This is a genomic window from Arthrobacter sp. NPDC057013, assembly GCF_042674585.1.
Taxonomy (GTDB): Bacteria; Actinomycetota; Actinomycetes; order Actinomycetales; family Micrococcaceae; genus Arthrobacter.
Genome location: NZ_JBHUSE010000015.1, coordinates 56,069 through 77,585 on the forward strand (window position 1 = coordinate 56,069; position 21,517 = coordinate 77,585).

21 protein-coding genes are annotated in these 21,517 nt (G+C 65.4%); 7 read left to right on the forward strand and 14 right to left on the reverse strand.

Going from position 1 to position 21,517, the window contains the following annotated elements:
- Positions 1-45: 45 nt before the first annotated feature.
- Positions 46-1,170, reverse strand: coding sequence for a multiple monosaccharide ABC transporter substrate-binding protein (gene chvE, locus ACFTSA_RS17425; RefSeq protein WP_331572515.1), 1,125 nt, complete (start codon positions 1,168-1,170; stop codon positions 46-48).
- A gap of 354 nt (positions 1,171-1,524) precedes the next feature.
- Between chvE and ACFTSA_RS17430 the strand changes: the two genes are divergently transcribed.
- On the forward strand, positions 1,525-2,118 hold the full coding sequence (locus ACFTSA_RS17430) for a TetR/AcrR family transcriptional regulator (protein WP_377952857.1): 594 nt from the start codon (positions 1,525-1,527) through the stop codon (positions 2,116-2,118).
- Positions 2,115-3,101, forward strand: coding sequence for a DMT family transporter (locus ACFTSA_RS17435; protein ID WP_377952858.1), 987 nt, complete (start codon positions 2,115-2,117; stop codon positions 3,099-3,101). Before ACFTSA_RS17430 ends, ACFTSA_RS17435 begins: the two co-directional genes overlap by 4 nt.
- On the opposite strand, the gene ACFTSA_RS17440 is transcribed toward ACFTSA_RS17435, so the two are convergent.
- From ACFTSA_RS17440 to ACFTSA_RS17460, 5 genes are read right to left on the reverse strand one after another with little or no spacing between them, the layout of a single operon-like run.
- Positions 3,050-4,129 carry a LacI family DNA-binding transcriptional regulator gene (locus ACFTSA_RS17440; protein ID WP_377952859.1) on the reverse strand — a complete coding sequence of 360 codons (1,080 nt, stop codon included), beginning with the start codon at positions 4,127-4,129 and terminating at the stop codon, positions 3,050-3,052. The two genes, ACFTSA_RS17435 and ACFTSA_RS17440, sit on opposite strands and share 52 nt — an antisense overlap.
- Before the next feature lie 38 nt (positions 4,130-4,167).
- The gene (locus ACFTSA_RS17445; protein WP_377952861.1) at positions 4,168-5,070 is read right to left on the reverse strand and encodes a carbohydrate ABC transporter permease; all 903 of its coding nucleotides are present in this window, start codon (positions 5,068-5,070) and stop codon (positions 4,168-4,170) included.
- Complete coding sequence (locus ACFTSA_RS17450) at positions 5,067-5,948, reverse strand: carbohydrate ABC transporter permease (protein ID WP_377952863.1); 882 nt, start codon at positions 5,946-5,948, stop codon at positions 5,067-5,069. The genes ACFTSA_RS17445 and ACFTSA_RS17450 overlap by 4 nt, the downstream gene beginning before the upstream one ends.
- A gap of 46 nt (positions 5,949-5,994) precedes the next feature.
- On the reverse strand, positions 5,995-7,329 hold the full coding sequence (locus ACFTSA_RS17455) for an ABC transporter substrate-binding protein (protein ID WP_377952865.1): 1,335 nt from the start codon (positions 7,327-7,329) through the stop codon (positions 5,995-5,997).
- A gap of 44 nt (positions 7,330-7,373) precedes the next feature.
- Positions 7,374-8,807, reverse strand: coding sequence for a GH32 C-terminal domain-containing protein (locus ACFTSA_RS17460; RefSeq protein WP_377952867.1), 1,434 nt, complete (start codon positions 8,805-8,807; stop codon positions 7,374-7,376).
- A 296-nt stretch (positions 8,808-9,103) separates the two neighbouring features.
- Between ACFTSA_RS17460 and ACFTSA_RS17465 the strand changes: the two genes are divergently transcribed.
- Positions 9,104-10,669 carry a glycoside hydrolase family 32 protein gene (locus ACFTSA_RS17465; RefSeq protein WP_377952869.1) on the forward strand — a complete coding sequence of 522 codons (1,566 nt, stop codon included), beginning with the start codon at positions 9,104-9,106 and terminating at the stop codon, positions 10,667-10,669.
- Between the two features lie 457 nt (positions 10,670-11,126).
- Here ACFTSA_RS17465 and ACFTSA_RS17470 read toward each other — a convergent pair whose 3' ends face one another.
- Both ACFTSA_RS17470 and ACFTSA_RS17475 read right to left on the reverse strand, forming a co-directional pair.
- Positions 11,127-11,303, reverse strand: coding sequence for an AbfB domain-containing protein (locus ACFTSA_RS17470; protein WP_377952871.1), 177 nt, complete (start codon positions 11,301-11,303; stop codon positions 11,127-11,129).
- 59 nt (positions 11,304-11,362) lie between these two features.
- A complete protein-coding gene (locus tag ACFTSA_RS17475) occupies positions 11,363-11,578 on the reverse strand; it encodes an AsnC family protein (protein WP_190605760.1) in 216 nt (71 codons plus the stop codon).
- A gap of 224 nt (positions 11,579-11,802) precedes the next feature.
- Here ACFTSA_RS17475 and ACFTSA_RS17480 point away from each other — a divergent pair, with 224 nt between their 5' ends.
- On the forward strand, positions 11,803-11,985 hold the full coding sequence (locus ACFTSA_RS17480) for a hypothetical protein (RefSeq protein ID WP_377952873.1): 183 nt from the start codon (positions 11,803-11,805) through the stop codon (positions 11,983-11,985).
- Between the two features lie 72 nt (positions 11,986-12,057).
- Entirely contained in the window at positions 12,058-12,591 is a 534-nt protein-coding gene (locus tag ACFTSA_RS17485; RefSeq protein ID WP_377952874.1) for a GNAT family N-acetyltransferase, read from the forward strand.
- Here the strand turns inward: ACFTSA_RS17485 and ACFTSA_RS17490 are convergent.
- The 3 genes from ACFTSA_RS17490 to ACFTSA_RS17500 all read right to left on the reverse strand — a co-directional run bounded on the left by ACFTSA_RS17490 (position 12,557) and on the right by ACFTSA_RS17500 (position 15,246).
- Positions 12,557-13,843, reverse strand: a complete 1,287-nt coding sequence (locus tag ACFTSA_RS17490; RefSeq protein ID WP_377952875.1) for an MFS transporter — start codon at positions 13,841-13,843, stop codon at positions 12,557-12,559. The two genes, ACFTSA_RS17485 and ACFTSA_RS17490, sit on opposite strands and share 35 nt — an antisense overlap.
- Positions 13,840-14,301: a MarR family winged helix-turn-helix transcriptional regulator gene (locus ACFTSA_RS17495; protein WP_377952876.1), complete on the reverse strand. Its 462-nt coding sequence runs from the start codon at positions 14,299-14,301 to the stop codon at positions 13,840-13,842. Before ACFTSA_RS17495 ends, ACFTSA_RS17490 begins: the two co-directional genes overlap by 4 nt.
- 102 nt (positions 14,302-14,403) lie before the next feature.
- A complete protein-coding gene (locus tag ACFTSA_RS17500) occupies positions 14,404-15,246 on the reverse strand; it encodes a helix-turn-helix transcriptional regulator (RefSeq protein WP_377952877.1) in 843 nt (280 codons plus the stop codon).
- An 85-nt stretch (positions 15,247-15,331) separates the two neighbouring features.
- On the opposite strand from ACFTSA_RS17500, the gene ilvD reads away from it, so the two are divergent.
- Complete coding sequence (gene ilvD / locus ACFTSA_RS17505; RefSeq protein WP_377952878.1) at positions 15,332-17,191, forward strand: dihydroxy-acid dehydratase; 1,860 nt, start codon at positions 15,332-15,334, stop codon at positions 17,189-17,191.
- Positions 17,192-17,281: 90 nt separating this feature from the next.
- On the opposite strand, the gene ACFTSA_RS17510 is transcribed toward ilvD, so the two are convergent.
- Positions 17,282-17,743 (reverse strand): MarR family winged helix-turn-helix transcriptional regulator, encoded by a 462-nt coding sequence (locus tag ACFTSA_RS17510; RefSeq protein WP_377952879.1) that lies wholly within the window; start codon positions 17,741-17,743, stop codon positions 17,282-17,284.
- A gap of 216 nt (positions 17,744-17,959) precedes the next feature.
- Between ACFTSA_RS17510 and ACFTSA_RS17515 the strand changes: the two genes are divergently transcribed.
- Positions 17,960-18,769, forward strand: a complete 810-nt coding sequence (locus ACFTSA_RS17515) for a discoidin domain-containing protein (protein ID WP_377952881.1) — start codon at positions 17,960-17,962, stop codon at positions 18,767-18,769.
- 90 nt (positions 18,770-18,859) lie between these two features.
- Here the strand turns inward: ACFTSA_RS17515 and ACFTSA_RS17520 are convergent, their stop codons facing one another.
- Positions 18,860-20,068: an ROK family protein gene (locus ACFTSA_RS17520; protein ID WP_377952883.1), complete on the reverse strand. Its 1,209-nt coding sequence runs from the start codon at positions 20,066-20,068 to the stop codon at positions 18,860-18,862.
- Between the two features lie 13 nt (positions 20,069-20,081).
- Positions 20,082-21,371: an FAD-binding protein gene (locus ACFTSA_RS17525; protein WP_377952885.1), complete on the reverse strand. Its 1,290-nt coding sequence runs from the start codon at positions 21,369-21,371 to the stop codon at positions 20,082-20,084.
- Positions 21,372-21,517: the final 146 nt, after the last annotated feature.

The following is a 21,517-nucleotide window of genomic DNA, read 5'->3' on the forward strand; positions in this document are numbered from 1 at the left end:
CGGGGGGCCCCCCCCCCCACCGCCGTGCTACTGGGAGGAGCGCTGCTACTTGATGTCGGCGTCGGTGTAGTAACCGGAGTCGATGAGTTCCTTCTTGTAATTGTCCTTGGTGACGATGACGGACTTCAGCAGGAAGGCCGGGACCACCTTGACCTTGTTGTTGTAGGTCTTGGTGTCATTGGTCTCGGGCTGCTGGCCCTTCAGGACAGCGTCCACCATCTTCACGGCCTGCTCGCCGAGCTTGCGGGTGTCCTTGAAGATCGTGGAGTACTGCTCGCCGGCGACGATGGACTTCACCGAGCCCTTTTCCGCATCCTGGCCGGTCACCACAGGCAGGGCGCCCTTGGAGTAGCCGCCGGTGCTGGTCAGTGCCGAGATGATGCCGATGGAGAGGCCGTCATAGGGTGACAGCACGCCGTCGAGCTTCTTGCCCGAGCCGTAGGCGGCGGTGAGGATGTCTTCCATCCGCTTCTGGGCGGTGGCCGCCTGCCAGCGCAGGATGGCGGCCTGCTCAAACTTGGTCTGGCCACTGGGCACCTTCAGTGTGCCGGCGTCCAGGTACGGCTTCAGGGTGTCCATGGCGCCGGTCCAAAAGAAGTTGGCGTTGTTGTCGTCCGGGCTGCCCGCGAAAAGTTCGACGTTGAACGGGCCCTTGCCCTCGACCTTCTTGCCGGAGGCATCCACCAGGCCCAGCCCGGTCAGCAGCGATGTGGCCTGCTGGACGCCCACCTCATAGTTGTCGAAGGTGGTGTAGTAATCCACGTTCGGGGTGCCGTTAATCAGCCGGTCGTAGGCGATGACCTTGACGTTCTGCTCCTTGGCCTTGGCCAGGACGTCCGTCAGCGTGGTGCCGTCGATCGCCGCAATGATCAGGGACTTGGCGCCCTTGGTCAGCATGTTCTCGATCTGCGAGACCTGAGTGGGGATGTCGTCGTTGGCGTACTGCAGGTCAGTCTTGTAGCCGAGCTTGGCCAGGGATTCGGAGACGTTCTTGCCGTCCGCGATCCAGCGTTCCGATGTCTGCGTCGGCATGGAGATTCCTACCAGGGCACCGGCAGCATCGGCGCTGCTGGAGCTGGTGGCGGCGCCGGGGCGGCTGCCGCAGCCGGTGGCTCCCACCGTCACAGCCAGGACGACGGCGACGGCGCCCAGGAGTTTCTTGATTCTCACGTTATTCTCCTTCCGTGGCCTGGTTAAGCCACGAATCGGTGCTTGAGCGGAAAGCGTATGTACTTTCCGCCAGGGCCGGCCACTGGTGTCCGGCGTACCGAGGCCGATCCTGAGGACCGGCGCCGGAGGCTGTCATCACCGGAGCAGAGACCCCGGTTGCCCCAACATCACTGTTAGCGCTAACAATCATGGACTATGTTATCCCCGCCGGGGCTGTGAAGCAAGACACAAATTGAAGAGAACGACGGCGATGCCCGGCAGTGCTTTATGACCCGCCATCTGGGGTGATTTACGTCCGTCAGGCGAGTAGGTAGACTGGACTACCTACTCGCCGTTTCTCATAGGAGGTTCCCTGTGGTTTCACCTGAAGGAAGGTCCGTAAAGCGGCCTGCCCGCGCATCCCTCCTGGAGGCTGCGGCTAGGCTCTTCTATGCCAACGGCGTGGCGGCCACGGGCATCGACTCCATCACTGCCGCGGCAGGTGTGGCCAAGAAGAGCCTCTACAACAACTTCGCTTCCAAGGCGGTCCTGGTGGCCGCCTACCTGGCCGCCCGGCATGAGGAATGGCTTTCCCTGTACCGGGAGCGGGTCCGGACGGCGGCCACTCCGCAGGAGCGCGTCCTGGCGGTGTTCGACGCCTACATTGACCACGCCAACGTGGCCTATGAGCACGGTTTCCGGGGGTGCGGCCTGCTCAACGCGGCAGCGGAACTGCCGGCGGGCGCCCCCGGAAGGCAGGCCGTCCGGCAGCACAAGGAAGAGGTCGAGGGCCTCCTGCTCAAGCATGTGGCGGAACTGAAGCCGGGACCGGGCGAGGCGTCGGCCAGGGTGGCCCGGCATCTGGCGTTCGTGCTCGAAGGGTCCATGGCAAGGGCAGGGCTTGAGGGCGAAGACCGCTGCCTGTACGAGGCCCGGGCGATCGCTGTTCAGATGCTGGAGGGGCTGTGAAGGCGGTGCTTGGCCGGGCGAACGGGCCGCTCCTGGGTGCGTTTTTCGTTGTGGCTGCGTCGACGCTGTGGGGCACGACCGGAACTGTTGCCACATTCGCGCCGTCGGTGAGTCCGCTGGCCATCGGCGCCGTGGCCATGGGGGTGGGCGGACTGCTGCAGGCGCTGTCCGCGGTGCAGCCGATTGCGAACCACTGGGACATCCTCCGCGGCCGGTGGCTGCTGGTCGCCCTCGGGGCGGCGGCGGTCGCGGTGTACCCGCTTGCCTTCTACAGCTCCATGCACCTTTCCGGGGTGGCGCTCGGAACGGTCGTTTCGATCGGCTCGGCCCCTCTGGCGTCGGCAGTCATCGAGCGCCTGGCAGAGCGGAAAGAGCTGACCCGCCGCTGGATGCTCGGCGCGCTGACCGGGGTGGCTGGCGCCGGACTCCTGTGTTTTGCCGGTGACAGCGCGGAGCGGCCGGGCGCGCTCGCAGAAGCCTGGGCCGTGCCGGCGGGGGTACTTCTCGGCCTCGTGGCCGGCGTGACCTACGCGCTGTACTCGTGGGCTGCCCACCGCCTGATCAGCGGGGGAGTGTCATCCCGTGCCGCCATGGGAGCGGTGTTCGGCCTGGGCGGAGTGCTCCTGATGCCGGTGCTCGCCGTGACCGGCCGGCCGCTGCTCGAATCCTGGGGCAACTTCTCGGTGGGCGCCTACATGGCGCTTGTCCCGATGTTCGCGGGCTACGTCCTGTTCGGCTGGGGACTGGCGCGCGTGCGCGCGAGCACGGCAACGGGCCTGTCCCTCATGGAAACCGTCGTCGCCGCGGTGCTGGCCGTCGTCGTCGTGGGTGAACGGTTGCCTGCACTGGGCTGGCTCGGCGTCGCCATGGTGCTGGCAAGCCTGTTCGTCCTGGCTCCCCGCCAGGCGGGGAGCCGGGATGACCGAAGCGGTCAGGCGTGTGCCGCTGCGAGAACCGAGGCCCGTTCCACCGTGGGGCAGTAGATCTTTGCGACCCCGTTCTCCGGCGCCTCGTCAACGCCGAGCAGCATCCGCACCCCCGCTGCGCCGAGTTCGTAGTGGGGGAGGGACACCGTGGAAAGCGGGGGCCGGAGGTGGGCGGCGATCACTTCCTGGTTGTCGAAGCCGACCACAGCCATGTCGTCGGGGATGGACAGTCCGTGTTCCCGAAGGCCGTCGTACAGTCCCATGGCCATGCGGTCGTTGTAGCAGTACACGGCGGTGACGCCGAGTTTCAGAAGCTCCTCGGTCGCGCCGTATCCGCCTTCCTGGTCAGAGTAGGCTTCCAGTACCAGGTCCGGGTCGAACTGTATGCCTGCCGCCCCAAGTGCTTCGCGGTAGCCGTGAAGCCGCCCGTCTTTGGCCGGCGCGGGGGTGGTGGCATTGATGAAGGCGATGCGCCGGTGGCCGTGCCGCAGCAGGATCTCGGTGGCTGAGCGGCCGCCCTGTTCTTCATCCGGCACCACTGCCCTGGCGCCTGGCTCGGTGGCGAAGCAGTTGACCAGAACGAAGTCAGCCTCGCGGAGCGGAGCAGGGATGTCGGCGGAGCGGTGAAACCAGGTCGAGTACAGGATGCCGCGCACCTTGTACTCCAGCATCATTGCTATCGCGTCCTGCTCGAGCTCCGCGTTTCCCTCGGTATTGGCGATCAGGAGGGCGTACCCGTGCTTCCATGCCTCGTCCTGTGCCCCGTGGATGATCTGGCCTGCGAAGGGTGTGGTGGCAACGCCGTCCGCAACCAGTCCGATGAACCGTGAGGCTCCGCTGACCAGCGTCTGGGCCATCGCGTTGGGCCGGTAGCCCAGATGGTTAATCGCGTCGCGGACCCGTTTTCGGGTCTCGGCCGAGATACGCGCATCCTTTTTCTGGTTGACGACCAAGGAGACTGTGGCGGTGGAGACGCCGGCAGCTTCGGCGACCTCGCGCAGGGTGACCGGGTGCGCACGCTCAGCGGCCCTGGCAGCCCGCGCCGCAGGCGCGGGCTTGCCCGTCTTTTTCTCCTTTGAAACCATCTGCCCTCCTTTTGGAGTATATCCGTCAGCCACAGCCCTCATCCCTTGGTCGCTCCGCTTTCCAGGCCCTGGATCATGGCCTTGTTGAGTACCAGGAAGACGAGCAGCAGCGGGGTGACGGTGACGCAGACAGCGGCGAAGGTAGCGGTCCAGTCGACCTTGCCCATGGCGCCGATGTAGTTCTGCAGGCCGAGCGGGATTGTCTTCAGCTCCTCGGACAGGACGAACGTGTTGGCAAAGATGAAGTCGTTCCAGATGAAGATGCTGTTGACGAGCACCACGGTCACCACCGTGTTCAGTGACAGCGGCAGGGTGATCAGGCCGAAAATCCGGTACGGGCCGGCGCCGTCCAGGGAGGCTGCCTCGTACGTTTCGCGGGGGATGTATTCGAAGAACGAGGAGAACAGGTAGACGGACATGGGCAGGGAGAAACCTGCCAGCGGGATGATCATCGCCTGGTAGGTGTCGAGCAGGTTGACCGTGGAGTAGTCGATGAACAGCGGGACCAACGCGATCTGGACGGGGACGATGATGCCCACCAGGAACAGTCCGCGGACCAGGCGGCTGAGCCGGAAGCCGAGCACCTGGATGGCGTACGCGGCCATCATGCCGAGCAGCACGATCAGGATGTTGGCGCCCATGGTGACGATGAAGCTGTTCAGGATGTTCTTCCCGAGGTCTCCGGTTTCAAAGGCCCGGGCGTAGTTTTCGAGGGTGAGTGCCTTGGGCAGCGCGAAGGGATCCCCGGTGGCGAAGTCGTGCTCGCTGCGCAGGCTGGTCAGGAACAGCCAGGCGAGGGGGTAGACCTGGACGACGACGATGAGGGCGATGAGCACGCGTGACAGGGTCCGGGCGGCGCTGGGGCGGCGGCGCCGGCGTGCGGCGGGCGGTAAAGGTGTCTGAGCCGACGTCGGTGGGGCCGGGGCTGTCTGGGTGATCATGACTCTGCCTTCCGCTTGAGCATGAAGAGGATGAGGCCGACGGCGACGAGGCACTCGATCACGATGAACACGGAGATGGTGCTGGCGTACCCGAAGTCGGTACTGGTAAATGCTGTTTTGTACATGTAGGTGGTGAGGAGTTCGGAGGACTGGCCGGGGCCGCCGTTGGTCATGAGGTACGGGATGTCGAACCCGCGGAGCCCGTAGGTGGTGGCCATGATGGTGGTGGTGATCCAGACCGGGCGGATATACGGGAAGCGGATCTTGGTGAAGAGCGTCCACCGGGACGCGCCGTCGAGGACGGCTGCCTCCTCGAGTTCCTTGGGCACGGCGATCAGGGCTGCATAGATGATCAGCATGTAGAGGCCCGTGAACCGCCAGCCTTCGGGCGCGGAGACGGCGGCGAGGACGGTGTTGACGTCGGAGAGCCACGCGCGCTCCAGGCTTCCGAGTCCGATCCACTGGAGGAGCTGGTTGAGCAGGCCCACCGGGTCGATCGAGTAGATGCGGACGAACAGGAAGGCGATCGCCACGGTGGAGATGACGGCCGGCAGCAGGTAGAGGGTCTTGATCAGCTCACGTCCGCGGCGCAGGGACGTCAGCAGGCTGGCCACGAGGAGGGCTCCGCCGAGCTGCAGCACGAGGCAGATCGCGAGGTATCCGAGGGCGTTGAAGAAGGAACGCCAGAAGATGTCATCGCCGGTGAACATCCGGACATAGTTGGCCAGGCCGACGAATTCCATGTCGCTGATGCCGTTCCACGAGAAGAAGCTCAGGAAGAGGGATTGGAGAATCGGGAAGAGAACCGCTGCGCCGTAGAGCAGCAGCGGCGGGAGCAGGAACACCAGGACTGAAAGTCGTGACCTGTTGGGAAGCATGGCGGGGCCTTTCGGGCGGGGGACCGGGGTCCCCCGCCGCTTGGGTTTACTTGAAGAACTTCGGTGCGTTCTGCGCGACGGTGCTGTCCATCGTGCTGGTGAACTGCTCGGGGGTTATGTCGCCCTGGACGAGCAGCACGAGCTCCTGCTGGAGCCGGCCGTTGGTGGTCGGGTCAAGCTGGGTATCCCACGGCATGGCCTGCTTGGTCCCGAGGTCCTTCGCCTTCTCGATGGCCTTCTTGTACAGCGGGGTGGCGTTGGCGGGAACGGCGGTCTGGACATTGGTCGTCGGCGAGAGGGCACCGGTTGCGGCGTATTGCGAGGGGTACTTCGCCAAGGCGAATTTCAGGAAGTCGCTCACGAGCGGGTCGTAGGTCTTGGTGTTTACCGCCATGCCGATACCGGACGGGGAAACGTATTCGTTGGCCGCGGTGACCGATCCCTCCGTCACCGGAAGGGTCGTGAAGTCGATGTCCTGGCGTACCGCCGGGTTCAACTTGTCGGTGGCGAGGCTGGGGAGTTCCCACGTGCCGATGTTGTACATGGCAGCTTTGCCGGAGGTGAACTGGTTCTGCGCATCGGAGTAGCCCTGCGAGGAAAAGCCGTCCTGGAAGCAGTTGGCCTTGCCCAAGGCAGACATCCACTGAACGGTCTTCTGGCCAGCGGGATCAGAGAATTTGGCCTCGCCCTTCTTCAGCTTCTGGACGAAGTCCGGCCCGGCTGCCCGGAAGGGCTGATAGGCGACGTAGCGTTCCAGCGGCCACTGGTCCTGTCCGTCGATCGCGATCGGGGTGATGCCGGCCTTGCGCAGGGCGGTGCACATCGCAGGGACGTCGTCCAGGGACTTCGGGACGGACACCCCTGCCTTCTGCAGCAGCGCCTTGTTGTACCAGATGAACTCCAGCTCGAACTGGAACGGGATCATGTAGAGGGATCCGTCGTCGAACCGCTGGTAGTCCAGCGCGGCGGGACGGTAGGTGTCGTAGACGTCCAGGGTCTTGAGCAGCTTTTCGGCGTCGACCATCTTGCCCTGTTTCGCCAACTGCTGGGCGAACGGGGTGGCATCGGTGTCGAAAAGCTCCGGTAGCTTGTTCGCGGCGGCCAGGGTTTCCAGTTTCTGGATGTAGGAGGGACGGTCCGGAGTGGTGATCAGGTTCAGCGAGAAGCCCGGGTGGTCCTTGGCGTAGTCACTGGCGAGCTTTTTCATGATGTTGATGACGGCACCGTCGGCCGGCCGGGACAACAGCCACGATATTTCGCGGGGCTTGATTTCCCCTGTCGGTGTGACGTTGGAGGAGCTGCTGGCACCTCCGCCGGCGCACCCTGCGAGGGCCAGTGCGGCGACGGCGGCCACGGCAGCCGTTCGGAACAGATTTTTCATGGCGGCAATCTTCCTTGATTGGAATTGTTGATAGGGGTGAATGGCTAGGGAGTGCGCTGGTGGATTTCAAGCTCGGTAACGGTGACGGTGCCCTCACCGGCGAACACGCCGAGCAGGCCGTCCGCCAGGTCGTAAATTCTGGTGCTGAGGGCCACCCGCCGGTCCAGGACTGCGACACACAGGTCTCCGTCCACGACAACTTCGAGCGTGTGCTCCCCGGCGCTGAGGTCGCACGGGCGCTCCAGTTCGATGTCGAAGGGAACGTCCCCTGAGACGTGCCACTGTGCGTCGCCGGTGATAGTCCGGGGCCAGCGGTCAAACACCATGCGGCCGCGCTTCGGCTCGAGCCGGATGATGTAGGAGCGGTCCCCGTCGGCGCTGGATCGCAGCAGCAGACCGCATTCTGTGGTTCCGGCGCCGATCTGCAGGACGGTCCTGGCGTAGAACTGGCGCGGCATGCTGTCGCGGGTCAGGATGGCTTGGTACCCGTCCGGGACCGTCAGCGTGGTGGGAAGTTCCGGGTCCAGGAATGCCGGGATCTCGTTCCAGAAGCTCTCCACGAGTTCGTCAGGGAAGGAGAACGCCAAGGTGCCGTCCGCGTTCTGGCAGGCCTCGAGCACCGACATGGTGCCCGCCCACTGCCACGGTCCGTCGTCGCGGGCGTTCTCTTTGCTGGCGATCCAGCCGAAGAAAAAGCGCCGGCCGTCACGCTCGGCAGATTTGGAAGCGTAGAAGGCGCGGCCGTCGATGCTGTCCAGGCGCGGCACGGTCCAGGGGCCGTCGGGGCTTTTGGCCATCCTGTACCTGGTGGTGAAGGACTCGGAGAACTCTGAGTAAACCATGTACCACCAGTCGCCCCAGACAAATACGTCGGGGCACTCGTGGGTGATGTAGCGCCGCGGGTCCCAGAACGGGTCGGTGTGCTCCCATTTCATCAGGTCCGAGGACACGCACTGGGCAATCACCCCGCGGCGGCGTTCCGGTCCTTCGGCGTGACGTGCGGCCAGCAGCATCCGCCATTGCCCGGCTTCCTCGTCCCGGAAGACGAAGGGGTCACGCCAGTCTCCGGTCTCGTAGCCTTCCGGTGCCCCGAAGGTGAGTTCCGGATACTTGGTCCAGGTCTTCATGCCGTCGCTGCTGGTGGCATGCATGACGAGCTGCAGCGGAGCGCCGTCCGCGCCCAGGTTCGCCGGATTTTGTCCTGTGTAAAACAGGTGGTGGATACCCGTTTCGTCGACGGCGATGCTTCCTGTGTAGGCGTTGAAGTCCAGGTCATCGGCGGTTCCGTGGGCGAGGGACACCCCATGGTCCTGGAACTGGATGAGGTCCTTGGTGGTGACGAGGTTCCAAGAGGTTCCCGGCTTAGGGTCGGAGCGGACCTCGTGGAGATAAAAGAGCCAAAACTCCCCGTCCTTCTGAAAGGGAATGAGGTCTCCAACCCATCCGTCGGCGGGCTGGAAGAAGACTGGGTGATTCATCGGCACTGATGTCCATTCTGCTAAAGCGTTTGATCAAACGCAGACTAGCTCGGAACCGTTCTGGTGATCAAGCGTTTTAGCAAAAATAGCCGCAAGTCAAGAATGCCTGTTCCGTTGGCCAGCTTAAGCGCTTGACCACCACGGGTTCGGACTCTTAGGGTTCTCTGCGTACCGACTCATCTCCGGGCCGCTCAGACGGCCCTCTGCTCGGGAGGGCTCCGATTCAACAGCCTTCCTTTGCTGATACCGGTACCGGGTAGCCGCAACGACGCATATACCTCTGAGAGGAAGCATCCTTGACACATGAATTTTCCCGTCGCCACGCCCTGCAAGGCACAGGAGCCGGAGCATTAGCGCTTTTCATGAGTGGCGCCGGGCCTGCTGCAACCGCCAGTGCCCAACCATCGCTGCGCGCCGCCTATCACCTGACTCCGCCAGCCGGCTGGCTGTGCGACCCGCAGCGTCCGGTGCATGTGGACGGTGCCTACCACCTGTACTACCTGCACTCCGGGCAGAATAACGGCCCCGGTGGCTGGGACCATGCGACAACCAGGGATTGCGTGACCTTCACCCATCACGGAGTCGCGCTGCCGCTGCAGCCGGACTTTCCCGTGTGGTCAGGATCGGCAGTCGTCGACACGGCTAACACCGCGGGCTTCGGTGCGGATGCGATTGTCGTGCTCGCGACGCAGCCCACCGGCGGCATACGCAAGTACCAGGATCAGTACCTGTACTGGTCGACCGATGGCGGTTACACGTTTACCGCCCTTCCCGATCCCGTGCTCGTCAACACCGATGGCCGGACTGCGACCACGCCGGCAGAAATCGAAAACGCAGAATGGTTCCGCGATCCGAAGATCCACTGGGATGCCGCGCGCGGCGAGTGGGTGTGCGTCATTGGCAGGGCGCGATATGCAGCGTTCTATACTTCGACGAATTTGCGCGACTGGCAGCTGAAGCGCAATTTTGACTATCCGAATCACGCGCTAGGCGGGATCGAATGCCCGGACTTGTTCGAGATGACGGCCGACGACGGCACCCCGCACTGGGTGCTGGGGGCAAGCATGGACGCGTACGGCACAGGCCTGCCGATGACGTATGCCTACTGGACAGGCAATTGGGACGGCGAGCAATTTATCGCCGACGACCTGGACCCGCAATGGCTGGACTGGGGCTGGGACTGGTACGCCGCGGTGACTTGGCCGGTGGCCGGAGCACAGGACGATCGACGGTACGCGGTGGCCTGGATGAACAACTGGAAGTACGCCGCCCGCGATGTTCCCACCGACGCATCCGACGGGTACAACGGCCAGAACTCGGTCGTGCGCGAGCTGCGTCTCGTTCGGCAGTCGGGCGGCTGGTACACCCTGCTCAGCACTCCTGTTGAGGCACTCTCGAGCTACGTCAGCTCTACAACAGTGCTTCCGGATCGCATCGTGAACGGCAGTGCCGTCCTGCCGTGGAGCGGCAACACCTACGAACTCGAACTCGACATCTCGTGGGATGCTGCCACCAACGTCGGGGTCTCAGTGGGCCGCTCGGTCGACGGCGCCCGCCACACGAACATCGGCAAGTACGGCGGCGAGCTGTACGTGGACCGTGGACCGTCGGACCAGGGTGGTTTCTCACTCATGCCGTACACCCGGGCTGCCGCGCCAATCGACCCCGCCGCACGTTCGGTGCACCTGCGAATCTTTGTGGACACCCAGAGTGTCGAGGTGTTCGTCAATGCGGGCCACACTGTGCTCTCGCAGCAGGTGCACTTCGCAGCGGGCGACACGGGGATCTCCCTCTATACCGACGGCGGCGCGGCGATCTTCTCCGGAATCACCATCCGCGACTTTGCGGTCCCAGCAGGCTGACAGGGCAACGCGGCCAAAGCGGCGTCTCTTCAAGGCGCAGTTTTACACCGTTTCCGGGAACTTCATGCTGCCCGCTGACCTTCAAAGCCCGCGACTTCGAGCCCTCGCGCGGCGCTAAAGACGCCCACACTTTCCGGCGAGCACACGAAGAATTCCGGTTGCTCAACCGGTGCGAACGGAACGACAAGCCAACGTCCGCCGTAAAACTCGACATACGAATCCGGAGGGCACCTTGCATAAGCTTCTTCCCGAGTCATGGTCTTTCCTATCGAATGGAACTTGAACCAGCGGTTGCTGGTACTTTCTGCCTGACATCCATGATTCCGAAGCAAGCGGGCGGGGGTAACGCCGTTTTCTGACGGTTCTGACTACCCTTTCGGGTGGGGCCAGTTGAAAGCCGCAAAAAACAGCAGGGCCGGCGGAGAATCCGCCGGCCCTGCCCGAGTGCCATGAGTGGCTAGGAACGCAGGAAGAACGTGGCTGCCGGTCGCTCGTTCTTGCCCACCTTCGCCACTGCAAGGGCACCCTGCCGGAGCACAAGGTAGGAGCCCGGGACGTCCACGGACTCGAAGGAGGCGCCGGCAGCATCCGACAGGCCACCCCGCTGCAGGAAGGCCGACGACGACCCCTCCATGGCAGCGATGGCTGACAGGGGGTTCCGCCGTCCCGGCGGAACCCCCTGTTCTTTCCGCTCTATCTCTTGCCGTACTTCTTGTGCACGGCCTGCTTGCTGACGCCAAGTGCGTGCGCGATCGCCTCCCAGGACAAACCCGCCAGCCGGGCCCGCCGCACCAGGGCCGCCTCCGCCCGCCCGATTTCCCGGTGCAGTTCCGCCACGGCCTGCAGACCATTCACCGGGTTGTCGCCGTCCATGGATCCCACCAAAGTTTTCAACCGGTCCACCTCCATGGCGTCAACGTTAGTTGACGACGGATGGTGTGTCAACGAAAGTTGACGGCCCTCGGCGTGCGGCAGTTGGTAGGCGGCGGCCGCCTGCGGATGTGGCGGCGGTCGCATTATTCATCAACCGGTTGACCAGTGAGGAATAATGGATGGGGTTGACTGCGGGCTCCGTCCCGATCCGCAAAAATTTCTGAGAATCTTTCTGGAGCAAAAGTATGGAAAGCACTGGCATGATGGCCCTCTTTCTGGCTGGCTCTGACAGCCTGGCCACAAGCGCCCTGCCCCAGGCCCCCACGGTCACCGAGGAGCGGGCGCCGCGGTCAACTGCCTGGAACAGCTTCCGGGGCAGGACCGCCAGCGCACTGCACTGCCTCGCCTGGGCCGTTGAGCCGAGGGTGTCCGGTAACCGCTGACCCCGGCGGTAAGCTCCTGGCGGCCTAGAATCCTCTTAGTGATTTCTGCCCGCCCCACGCTTTGGAGTTTCAATGATCCGGAAGGCTGTTGCCGGGGACGCCCGCGCCCTTGCTGACCTGGCGGCGGCGACTTTCCCGCTGGCTTGCCCGCCTGGCTCCTCGCCGGAGGACATCCGGCTGCACCTCAACCGGACACTCAGCGAGGAGCGGTTCGCGGAGTACCTCGCGGACAACAAAATCGCCATCCTGGTACTTGACGGGGACGGCCGGCTTGACGGGTACACCCTGCTCGTCGACCGGGAGTCAACGGACCCTGATGTGCTCCGTGCCCTGGGCGGCCACCGGTCCGTTGAGCTGAGCAAATGCTACGTTCACCCGGACCGCCACGGACGGGGCGCGGCCGCCGCGCTGATGCGGGCCTCGCTGGACTGGGCAGCGGAGCAGGGTGCGGCGAGCGTCTGGCTCGGAGTCAATGGCCAGAACGCCAAGGCCATCCGCTTCTACGAAAAGTCCGGCTTCACCAGGATCGGGACGAAGTCCTTCACCCTGGGCGACTCGGTGGAGAGCGACTTCATTCTGGAGCACCCGCTCCCGGCGCAGAGCTGACCGCGCGACCCCTCCGCGGGAAGGAAGCCAGCAGCTGCTGCCGCATGGTGAGCCGGCTGCTCCGGACCACCACAAACACGCCGAGCAGTCCGGCCAGTAGCACGACGGCGCCGCCAGCGGCCACCGACCAGCGGGCGCCGAAGGTGCTGCCGAGCCAGCCCATGAGCGGAGCCCCCAGGGCCGTCCCGCCCTGCAGAGTTGCCAGGTAGAGGGCCAGCACACGGCCCCGGAACTGCGGCTCCACCGAAAGCTGGATGCTCGTATTGCAGCTGTTCAGGAAGGTCATCGAGGCCAGTCCTACCGGAACAAGGATGGCGGCGTACAGCCAGAACGACGGCGAGACGCTGCCGACAAGCAAGAAGAAACCCAGGCCCAGCGCCCCGCCGAGCAGGAAACGCAGCCGGGGGCCGGACCGGCGGGCGGCCAGCAACGCTCCGGCCAGGGTCCCGACAGCCATGATGGAGCCCAGGAGGCCGAATTCACCGGGGCCCATGCCGAATTCCGCCGTGGACATCAGCGCATTAGTGATGGGGAAATTCATGCCGAAGGCCCCCAGAATGCCCACGAGGACGAGGATCAGCACCAGATCCGGGCGCCTGCGCACATAGCCCAGCCCCTCCACCACCTGGTGCTTGCTGCGGACTGCCTGTGCGGCCGGGGCCAGCTCTGCCGTGCGGATCCTGGCCAGCGAGACCAGGACGGCCGCGAAGCTGGCGGCGTTGAGCAGGAACACTGGACCTGTGCCCACCCAGGCGATGAGCACTCCGGCGATCGCAGGTCCCGTCAGCCGCGCGGTGTTGAAGGATGCGGAGTTAAGGGACACCGCATTGGCGATGTCATCGTGCCCCACGAGTTCGGAGACGAAGGCCTGGCGTGCCGGCCCGTCAATGGCGCTGGCCAGCCCCAGGCAGAGGGCGGCCGCGTACACCTGCCACAATTGGGCCACGCCGGTCACCACCACGAGCCCGACGGCCAGCCCGCACAGGCCCATTGCCGTCTGGGTCCACAGCAGGATCACGCGTTTCCGGTGCCGGTCGGCGAGGACGCCGGCGTAGGGGCCAAGCAGCAGCATGGGCAGGAACTGCAGGGCCGTGGTGATGCCGACGGCGGTCCCGGAATGGTCCGTGAGGACGGTCAGCACCAGCCAGTCCTGTGCGACCCTCTGCATCCAGGTGCCGATGTTGGACACGAGCGCCCCGCCGGCCCAGAGACGGTAGTTGGGGTTCTGCAATGCCCGGAAGGTGGCGCTCATCGGCCGCTCATCTGCTGCATGATCTGCGCGGCACGGCTCAGGGTCAGCCGGTCCTCCGGGCTCAGGCCGGCCACACGCTGTGCCAGCCAGGCGGTCCGCTGTTCCCGCGCCTCCTCCAGGACTTCCACGCCGGCAGGGGTGATGCACACCTGGATCTGGCGGCCGTCCTCCGGGTGCGCAGACCGGGATACAAACCCCTGCTCTGCGAGGGCGTTCACAATCCGGGTCATCGACGGTGCCTGCACGTGTTCCCGTGCCGCCAGTTCCCGGGGTGTCCGCGGGCCGTCGCTGTGGAGCTGGGCCAGCACGGTGTACTGGCCGGGAGTGATGGTCTCGCCTGTTGCCTCGACGCGGAGCCGACGGGATGTCCGCATAACTGCTGTGCGGAGATCGATGGCCAGGGAATCGGGGCTGATGGAATCGATAGCTTCTGCGTCTGTCGCTGGTGCTGGTGACATCCTACGCCTCCTAAAGGTGATGATTAGCGTAGCTAATTAGCATTGCTAACTATTGTCGTCCGAAGCTGGCGCTGCCGCAACCGCCGGCCATGTGAAATATGTCTAGCGGGAGCCGGATATGAGGCGCAGCATCTGGTCGCTGGCCTCGCTTCCGGGGGCCGGTGTATACACCACGAGGTGGAGATCGGGCCGGTCCGAAGGGGAAAGTTGGTGGTGTTCCAGCTGCAGGATTCCGACTGCAGGATGGTGGAAAAGCCGCTCGCGGGATTCGAAGCCGAGGATGTCGTACCGGTCCCAGGCCGCCCGGAATTCGGGGCTGGCCCCCCGGAGCCGTTCCACTTGGTACTTGATATCCGGATCGCCGAGGCGCTGTCCGGTTTCGGCCCGGAACTCCGCAAGGAAGCGTTTGCTCGTAACCTCCCAGTCGGGAAGCAGGTCCCGGACGTAGGGGTCCGTGAAAACCAGCCACAAAAGATTGCGGTCCGGAGCAGGAACCTTTGCGATGTTGGGGTAGAGCGCCGCGTATGCCGTGTTCCAGCCGGCGACTCCCCAGTCAGGGAACAAGGCGAAGGCGGGGTTGGGATCCAGTGCATCCATCAACCGCTGAACGTGGGCCGGCGCGCTGGCGGCCGCGGGGCTGGCAGGGGCCGTTGTTGCGTAGCCGGCGAGCGACAGGACGTAGGCGAGCCCGGTGTCCGAAAGATGGAGGGAGCGGCAGATGGACTCCAGGACCTGCCGGGACGGACTGATGTCCCTGCCCTGCTCAAGCCACGTGTACCAGGTGACGCTCACCCCGGAGAGGAACGCGATCTCTTCCCGGCGGAGGCCGCGCTCGCCCTCGCGCTTGCGGGCTATGGGCGGAAGGCCGTACTCGGCCCGCACTGCCTGGTCCCGGCGGGCCCGGAGGAAGAGGCCAAGCTCCTTCCGTCTCTCAGATCCCTGCATCCGCAAATACTATTACTCTAGTACTCCAACTACTAGTATTAGGAGCGACTTCCGCGTGCGGGACGGAGCGGACAGGATGATATTCATGCCTGCTCTACGCTCAAAAACAGTCACCCATGGCCGCAACATGGCCGGAGCCCGCGCGCTGCTGCGCGCCTCCGGCGTCGCCAACTCAGACATCGGCAAGCCCATCATCGCCGTGGCCAACTCCTTCACCGAGTTCGTGCCCGGGCACACGCACCTCGCCCCCGTGGGCCGGATCGTCTCCGATGCGATCCTCGCCGCCGGCGCGGTGCCGCGCGAGTTCAACACCATCGCCGTGGATGACGGCATCGCCATGGGCCACTCCGGCATGCTCTACTCGCTGCCTTCCCGCGATTTGATCGCCGACTCTGTGGAGTACATGGTCAATGCCCACTGCGCCGACGCCCTGGTCTGCATCTCCAACTGCGACAAGATCACCCCCGGCATGCTCATGGCCGCGCTGCGCCTGAACATCCCCACCGTGTTCGTCTCCGGTGGCCCCATGGAGGCCGGCCGCGTGACCCTGACCGACGGCTCCGTGCGCTCCCTGGACCTGGTGAACGCCATTGCCGACGCCGTGGACGAGTCCATCTCCGATGCGGACATCAACCTCATCGAAGAGAACGCCTGTCCCACCTGCGGTTCCTGCTCCGGCATGTTCACCGCCAACTCAATGAACTGCCTCACCGAGGCCATCGGCCTGTCCCTGCCGGGCAACGGCTCCGTTCTGGCCACCCACACCGCGCGCAAGGCACTGTACGAGAAGGCCGGTTCCACCGTCGTCGAGCTGGTGAAACGCTATTACGACGGCGACGACGCCTCCGTGCTGCCGCGCTCCATCGCCACCGCCAATGCCTTCGACAACGCCATGGCCCTGGACATCTCCATGGGCGGCTCCACCAACACCATCCTGCACCTGCTGGCCGCGGCCCAGGAGGCAGGCGTGGATTACGGGCTCGCCGAGATGGACGCCAAGTCCCGCCAGGTGCCCTGCCTGGCCAAGGTGGCCCCGAACGTCGCCAAGGACAAGACCTATTACATGGAGGACGTGCACCGCGCCGGCGGCATCCCCGCCCTGCTGGGCGAGCTGAACCGCGGCGGTCTCCTGCACAAGGACGTCCACTCCGTGCACTCCGCCGACCTGGACGGCTGGCTGGATGACTGGGACATCCGCGGCGGCAAGGCCACTGAGGAAGCACAGGCCCTGTGGCACGCTGCCCCCGGCGGCGTCCGGTCCTCCACCGCATTCTCGCAGTCGAACGAGTGGACCTCTTTGGACACCGACGCCGCGGAAGGCTGCATCCGTTCCGTGGAGCATGCCTACTCCCAGGATGGCGGACTGGCCGTGCTCCGGGGCAACGTGGCCGTCGACGGCGCCGTGGTGAAGACCGCCGGCGTGGACGAGTCCATCTGGACCTTCTCCGGCCCGGCCGTTGTGTGCGAGTCCCAGGACGAAGCGGTGGAAAAGATCCTGAACAAGACCGTCAAGGAAGGCGACGTAGTGGTCATCCGCTACGAAGGCCCCAAGGGCGGTCCGGGCATGCAGGAAATGCTCTACCCCACGTCGTTCCTCAAGGGCCGCGGCCTGGGCAAGAAGTGCGCCCTCATCACGGACGGCCGCTTCTCCGGCGGCACCTCCGGCCTGTCGATCGGGCACATTTCCCCTGAGGCAGCCTCCGGCGGCACCATCGCCCTGGTGGAGAACGGCGACATCATCAGCATCGACATCAGCCAGCGCTCAATGCAGTTGGAGGTCTCCGACGAGGTCCTCGCCGAACGCCGTGAAAAACTGGAAGTCAACGGCGGTTACAAGCCCAAGAACCGGGACCGCCAGGTTTCCGCTGCCCTGCGCGCCTATGCCGCCATGGCCCTGTCTGCGGACAAGGGCGCCGTCCGGGATGTTTCCCTCGTGGAGAAGTAACTGGCTGATGTTGCCGGGGAGGCCCCGCTCCGTTCGCTCAGGCGGACGGGGCGGGGCTTTCGCCGTTAAATCACGGCACACGCGGGGCGTCTAGTCCGTCCCGCCCCACAGGGCCTTGCGCAGCAGCGTCCTCAACTGGCCGGCTTCGTCCTCTGAAAGCGCGGTGAGCTGTTCGTGTTCGCAGGCTTCCAGCAAGGCGCGGGCTTTCGTGTGGATCCGGCGGCCCTCCGCGGTGGAGACGATGATCCTGGCACGCCGGTCCTGCTTGCCGGTGGCGCGCTCCACGAGCCCCCGGCGTTCGAGGTCGTCCACGAGGCTGACTACCTGGCTGGGGTCCAGGCTCAGGAAAGTGGCGAGTTCCCGCTGGGTCGGCTCCAGTCCGCTGCAGGCGAGCGTCAGAATCCAGAACGACCGCTCCCGCAGCCCAAAGTCCCCGAGGGCCCGGTTGTTAAGCGCGGACCCCGCCGTGTGCAGCTTGGCCAGCAGGAGGCCGGCGTCGTCGCCGACCTTGGCGGCCGCCAGCCGCGGCGTTCCGGCTTTAGTGTCGTGCATAGCGTTGCCTGCTCCGGTAGTGGTGAAAAACAATCATTGATCATATCAACAATCGCTCCCCGCCTTTGCTGGATGACAAGGAGCTATCCTGCACCGTGAGCCGCATGCGGTGCCGCCGTGCTCGCCCGGATGACAAGCTGGGTGGGTACCAGGGTGACGAAGGTTCCGTGGTGTTGATGCGGAGCTGCTGCAGGACGTAGCAAGGTGGAACGGCCCGTGGCCTGGCATGCGGCTCCCACGTTCACCGAAACTGGCGTGGTGAGCGTTGCCGGCACCGCGGACGCCGCCGACGGACGCACGCTGCCGGCCACGGTGCGTGTGCAGGTCACGGCGGGAACGGCCGACAACGTTGCGGATGACCCCGGTACCACGTTCAGCGCCTCGTTCACCGAGCCCGGCTACGGAACGGCCGGACTGGGCAACGGCAACCTCACCGACAAGGCCTGGTCCAACTGGAAATCCGGCACCAAGAACACCACCGACACGCTGTCCGTGTCGCTGGCCGGCCAGAAGATGGTGACCGGCGTGAAGGTCCACTTCTACCGTGACGGATCAACCGACAGCTACGCCCAGAGCCTTCAGGTGCAGACGAGGGCCGCCGACGGCACGTGGAAGAACGCGGGCACTGCGGTCCAGGTTCCCAGCGGCAGCCCCGCCCCGGTGGTGACGGTTCCGGTTTCCAATGCGGACACCAAGGACGTGCGCGTGGTGCTCACCGCCCGGGCGAACACGCACATGACCGTCAGCGAAGTGCAGGTCCTCGCGCAGGCACCAGGCCAGTCCTCTTATGCCGCGGCAGCGGGAATTTCCGTCAACGGCCGGCCACTTGCCGGCTTCGACCCGGGCGTCACCTCCTACCTGACCGGTGTCCAGGGGCAGCACCAGGAGGTCACGGCCACCGCGGCAGACCCCTACGCCACGGTCACTGTGCGTCAGGTTGACGCGAAGTCCGGCACCGCCGTCGTAACCGTCCGGAGCGAGGACGGCAGCCAGACCCGGACGTACGAGGTCGTTTTCGGCCGGTAGGTCTGGCAGCTCATGGCAGGGCAGCAGGTGCATCCCCTTAGGGCGCACCCGGTGCCCTGCTTCCGTGTTTCTGAGCCTTCGCCGCAGCCCTTAGTCCGCGGCCGCCCCGAAGCCTGCGGGGTCGGCCAGGAACCTGGCGAACCCGAGCTCCGCTGCGCCAATCATCATGAGGTTGGATCCCAGCGCCGCGGGGTGCACCTTGACCTGGCCGGCGGGGCCGTCCATCGCCTGGGACAGCAGCAGGCCGTCGAGGGTGGACGGCGCCAGCGCATAGAGGACCCCCAGGAAGCCGTCGAGAATGATCACCTCCGGGTTGAAGGTGTTGACGGCATTCCGCAGCGCGATGGCCAGGTAGCCCAGCTGCCGGGAGATCTCCTCGGCGACGGCGGGGCTGCCCGACGCCCGGAGCGCCTGTTCCAGCTGGGGCGTGTCGCCGCCGCTGAGGCCGAGGAACTCAAAAAGCCGACCCTGCGACACCTCGGTTTCCAGGCAGCCGGTGGCGCCGCAGTGGCACTGTTCGCCATCCGTCCGGACGAAGGTATGGCCCAGTTCCCCGGCATAGCCGGACGCCCCGCGCAGCAGCCTGCCGTCGGAAATGATCCCGCCGCCGATGCCGCTGGCTCCGCCGTTGAGGTAGATGAGGTTGTCCCGCCCGGCGCCGGCCCCGAAGATCAGCTCCGCCTCGGCCGCCAGCGAGGCATCGTTGGCTGCCTGGCAGTCGTAGCCCGTGGCCTCGCTGAGCATCCGGGCCACCGGTTCGTCCCGCCAGCCCAGGTGCGGCGCATGGGTGACCGTTCCGTCGTCGGGGTTTACCAGGCCCGGGACCGCCACGCCGATGCCGGTGATCCGGTACGAGTGCTCCAGCTCCGTGCGCATCCCCTCAATTACGGCTGCGGCAATATTCGCCGCCTCCCGTGCGCTGGGAATCCGTTCCGTGGCGAACCGGATCTTCTTCTGGACGATGCCGCCGAGGTTGACCAGCCCGATGGTAACCGCGTCGATCTCCGGATAAACAGCCAGCGCCGCAATGGACGGGCTCGGCCGCACCTCGGGGCTCGGCCGGCCCACCTGGGCCTCGCCGGTGGGCGCGGTCTCGTAGACCAGGCCGAGTGACGTGAGCTGGCCGATCAGGGTTCCGACCGTTGACCTGTTGAGCCCTGTTCGTTTCGTCAGCTGTGCCCGGCTGAGGACACGGTGATGGTGGACCAGGGACGTGATCAGCGCCAGGTTGTTCCGCCGCGAGGGGTCCAGCTCGCTGGGCGCGGCGGTCGGGGCGGCCCGTTGGCGGGGGGAAGACATCATCGGAACGATATCAGCTGCCGAAGACCTTGGTGTCGAGGAAGCCGTTGCGGAACTTTCCTTCGGGATCGAGACGGCCCGCGAGGGCCTTGAAGTCGGCGAAGCGCGGGTACAGCGGCGCGACGCGGGAGGCGTCGCCGTCGAACAGTTTGCCCCAGTGCGGACGGGCGGCGAACGGCGCCAGCTCGGCCTCGATCACCGGGAGCACGGCCTCGACGGCGGGCTGGTCCTGCCGCCACGTGAGGTGAAGGCCGATGCTGTCCGTTCGGTAGTTCGGGCTCAGCCAGAGGCTGTCCGCGGCCATGGTTCGGATTTCCGAGACCAGCAGCAGCGGAGACACCAGATGGGACAGCCGGCGCATGGCCCGGATGGCGTCCACGGCGTGCTTGCGGGGGACCAGGTATTCGCTCTGCAGCTCGTCGCCCTTGCTCGGCGTGAACTCCATCCGGAAGTGGGCCAGCCTGTCCGACCACGGGCCCGGGACGCCCAACTGCTGCGTGCAGGTGCTGCCGGAGACCCCGGGAATGGGGTGCCGGGCCTCCGTTGCCGGGGTGCCGCCGAAGAACGCAGTCCCCTGCGGTTCCGCGTTTGCATCCGCTGCCGCGCGGGACTTCAGCCACGCCTGCGCAATTCTGTCCCCGCTCCAGTTCGTGAAGAGGCTGACGCTGTAGGCCGCGGAGGTCACGTCGTCGAAATTCTCCAGCACCTGATCCCATGAAAGGTCTTCAAAGACCGTCTGCGCCACCGTGAAGGCAGGCTCGATGTCCAGGGTCAGGCTGCTGACCACGCCCAGGGCGCCCAGGTTCACCACCATGCCGTCGAAGTCGGCGTCGCCGCGGCGGAAGGTGAGGATCCCGCCGTCGGCCGTGACAATTTCAAGGCCGGCGACGGCGGTGGCCAGGTTCCCGTTGCGGTCGCCGGAGCCGTGGGTGGCGGTGGCGACGGCGCCGGCCACCGAGATGTGGGGGAGGGAAGCCAGGTTGTGCAGGGCGAAGCCCTGCCGCTGCAGTTCGGCCGTCAGGGTTCCGTAGCGGACGCCGCCGCTCACGGTCACCGTCAGGGACTCAGGATCGACGTCGATAGCGGGGGCAAGGTGCTCGAGCGAAACCAGGACGCCCTCGGTGTCGGCGATGCGGTTGAAGGAGTGCCGCGATCCAAGCGCGCGAAGCCGGGAAGCGCCGGACACGAGTTCCTGCAGTTCCGGCACCGTCCGCGGTTCGCGGATCTCCGCGGCTGCATACCTGAGGTTGCCGGCCCAGTTGTACTCCTCGGTGTGCAGCTCAGTTCCTGCTTCGCTGACCATCGCCTGCCCTTCTTTTTGGTGTTTCAGAGAACATAACACCGGCAGGTCCCGCCCGCATAGGGTCGGATAGGGGTTTTTGGATATCCAGCCGGGGAGTTTCCTCTTGAAAAAGTGGTTGACATCAGCTCAAAAGCGAATATGTTTGT

Excerpts from the sequence above, each read along its gene's own strand:
- ACFTSA_RS17440 (WP_377952859.1), bottom strand. The coding sequence starts at position 4,129 with ATGGTTTCAAAGGAGAAAAAGACGGGCAAGCCCGCGCCTGCGGCGCGG.
- ACFTSA_RS17445 (WP_377952861.1), bottom strand. The coding sequence starts at position 5,070 with ATGATCACCCAGACAGCCCCGGCCCCACCGACGTCGGCTCAGACACCT.
- ACFTSA_RS17450 (WP_377952863.1), bottom strand. The coding sequence starts at position 5,948 with ATGCTTCCCAACAGGTCACGACTTTCAGTCCTGGTGTTCCTGCTCCCG.
- ACFTSA_RS17455 (WP_377952865.1), bottom strand. The coding sequence starts at position 7,329 with ATGAAAAATCTGTTCCGAACGGCTGCCGTGGCCGCCGTCGCCGCACTG.
- ACFTSA_RS17460 (WP_377952867.1), bottom strand. The coding sequence starts at position 8,807 with ATGAATCACCCAGTCTTCTTCCAGCCCGCCGACGGATGGGTTGGAGAC.
- ACFTSA_RS17470 (WP_377952871.1), bottom strand. The coding sequence starts at position 11,303 with ATGGAGGGGTCGTCGTCGGCCTTCCTGCAGCGGGGTGGCCTGTCGGAT.
- ACFTSA_RS17475 (WP_190605760.1), bottom strand. The coding sequence starts at position 11,578 with ATGGAGGTGGACCGGTTGAAAACTTTGGTGGGATCCATGGACGGCGAC.
- ACFTSA_RS17480 (WP_377952873.1), top strand. The coding sequence starts at position 11,803 with ATGATGGCCCTCTTTCTGGCTGGCTCTGACAGCCTGGCCACAAGCGCC.
- ACFTSA_RS17485 (WP_377952874.1), top strand. The coding sequence starts at position 12,058 with ATGATCCGGAAGGCTGTTGCCGGGGACGCCCGCGCCCTTGCTGACCTG.
- ACFTSA_RS17490 (WP_377952875.1), bottom strand. The coding sequence starts at position 13,843 with ATGAGCGCCACCTTCCGGGCATTGCAGAACCCCAACTACCGTCTCTGG.
- ACFTSA_RS17495 (WP_377952876.1), bottom strand. The coding sequence starts at position 14,301 with ATGTCACCAGCACCAGCGACAGACGCAGAAGCTATCGATTCCATCAGC.
- ACFTSA_RS17500 (WP_377952877.1), bottom strand. The coding sequence starts at position 15,246 with ATGCAGGGATCTGAGAGACGGAAGGAGCTTGGCCTCTTCCTCCGGGCC.
- ilvD (WP_377952878.1), top strand. The coding sequence starts at position 15,332 with ATGCCTGCTCTACGCTCAAAAACAGTCACCCATGGCCGCAACATGGCC.
- ACFTSA_RS17510 (WP_377952879.1), bottom strand. The coding sequence starts at position 17,743 with ATGCACGACACTAAAGCCGGAACGCCGCGGCTGGCGGCCGCCAAGGTC.
- ACFTSA_RS17520 (WP_377952883.1), bottom strand. The coding sequence starts at position 20,068 with ATGTCTTCCCCCCGCCAACGGGCCGCCCCGACCGCCGCGCCCAGCGAG.
- ACFTSA_RS17525 (WP_377952885.1), bottom strand. The coding sequence starts at position 21,371 with ATGGTCAGCGAAGCAGGAACTGAGCTGCACACCGAGGAGTACAACTGG.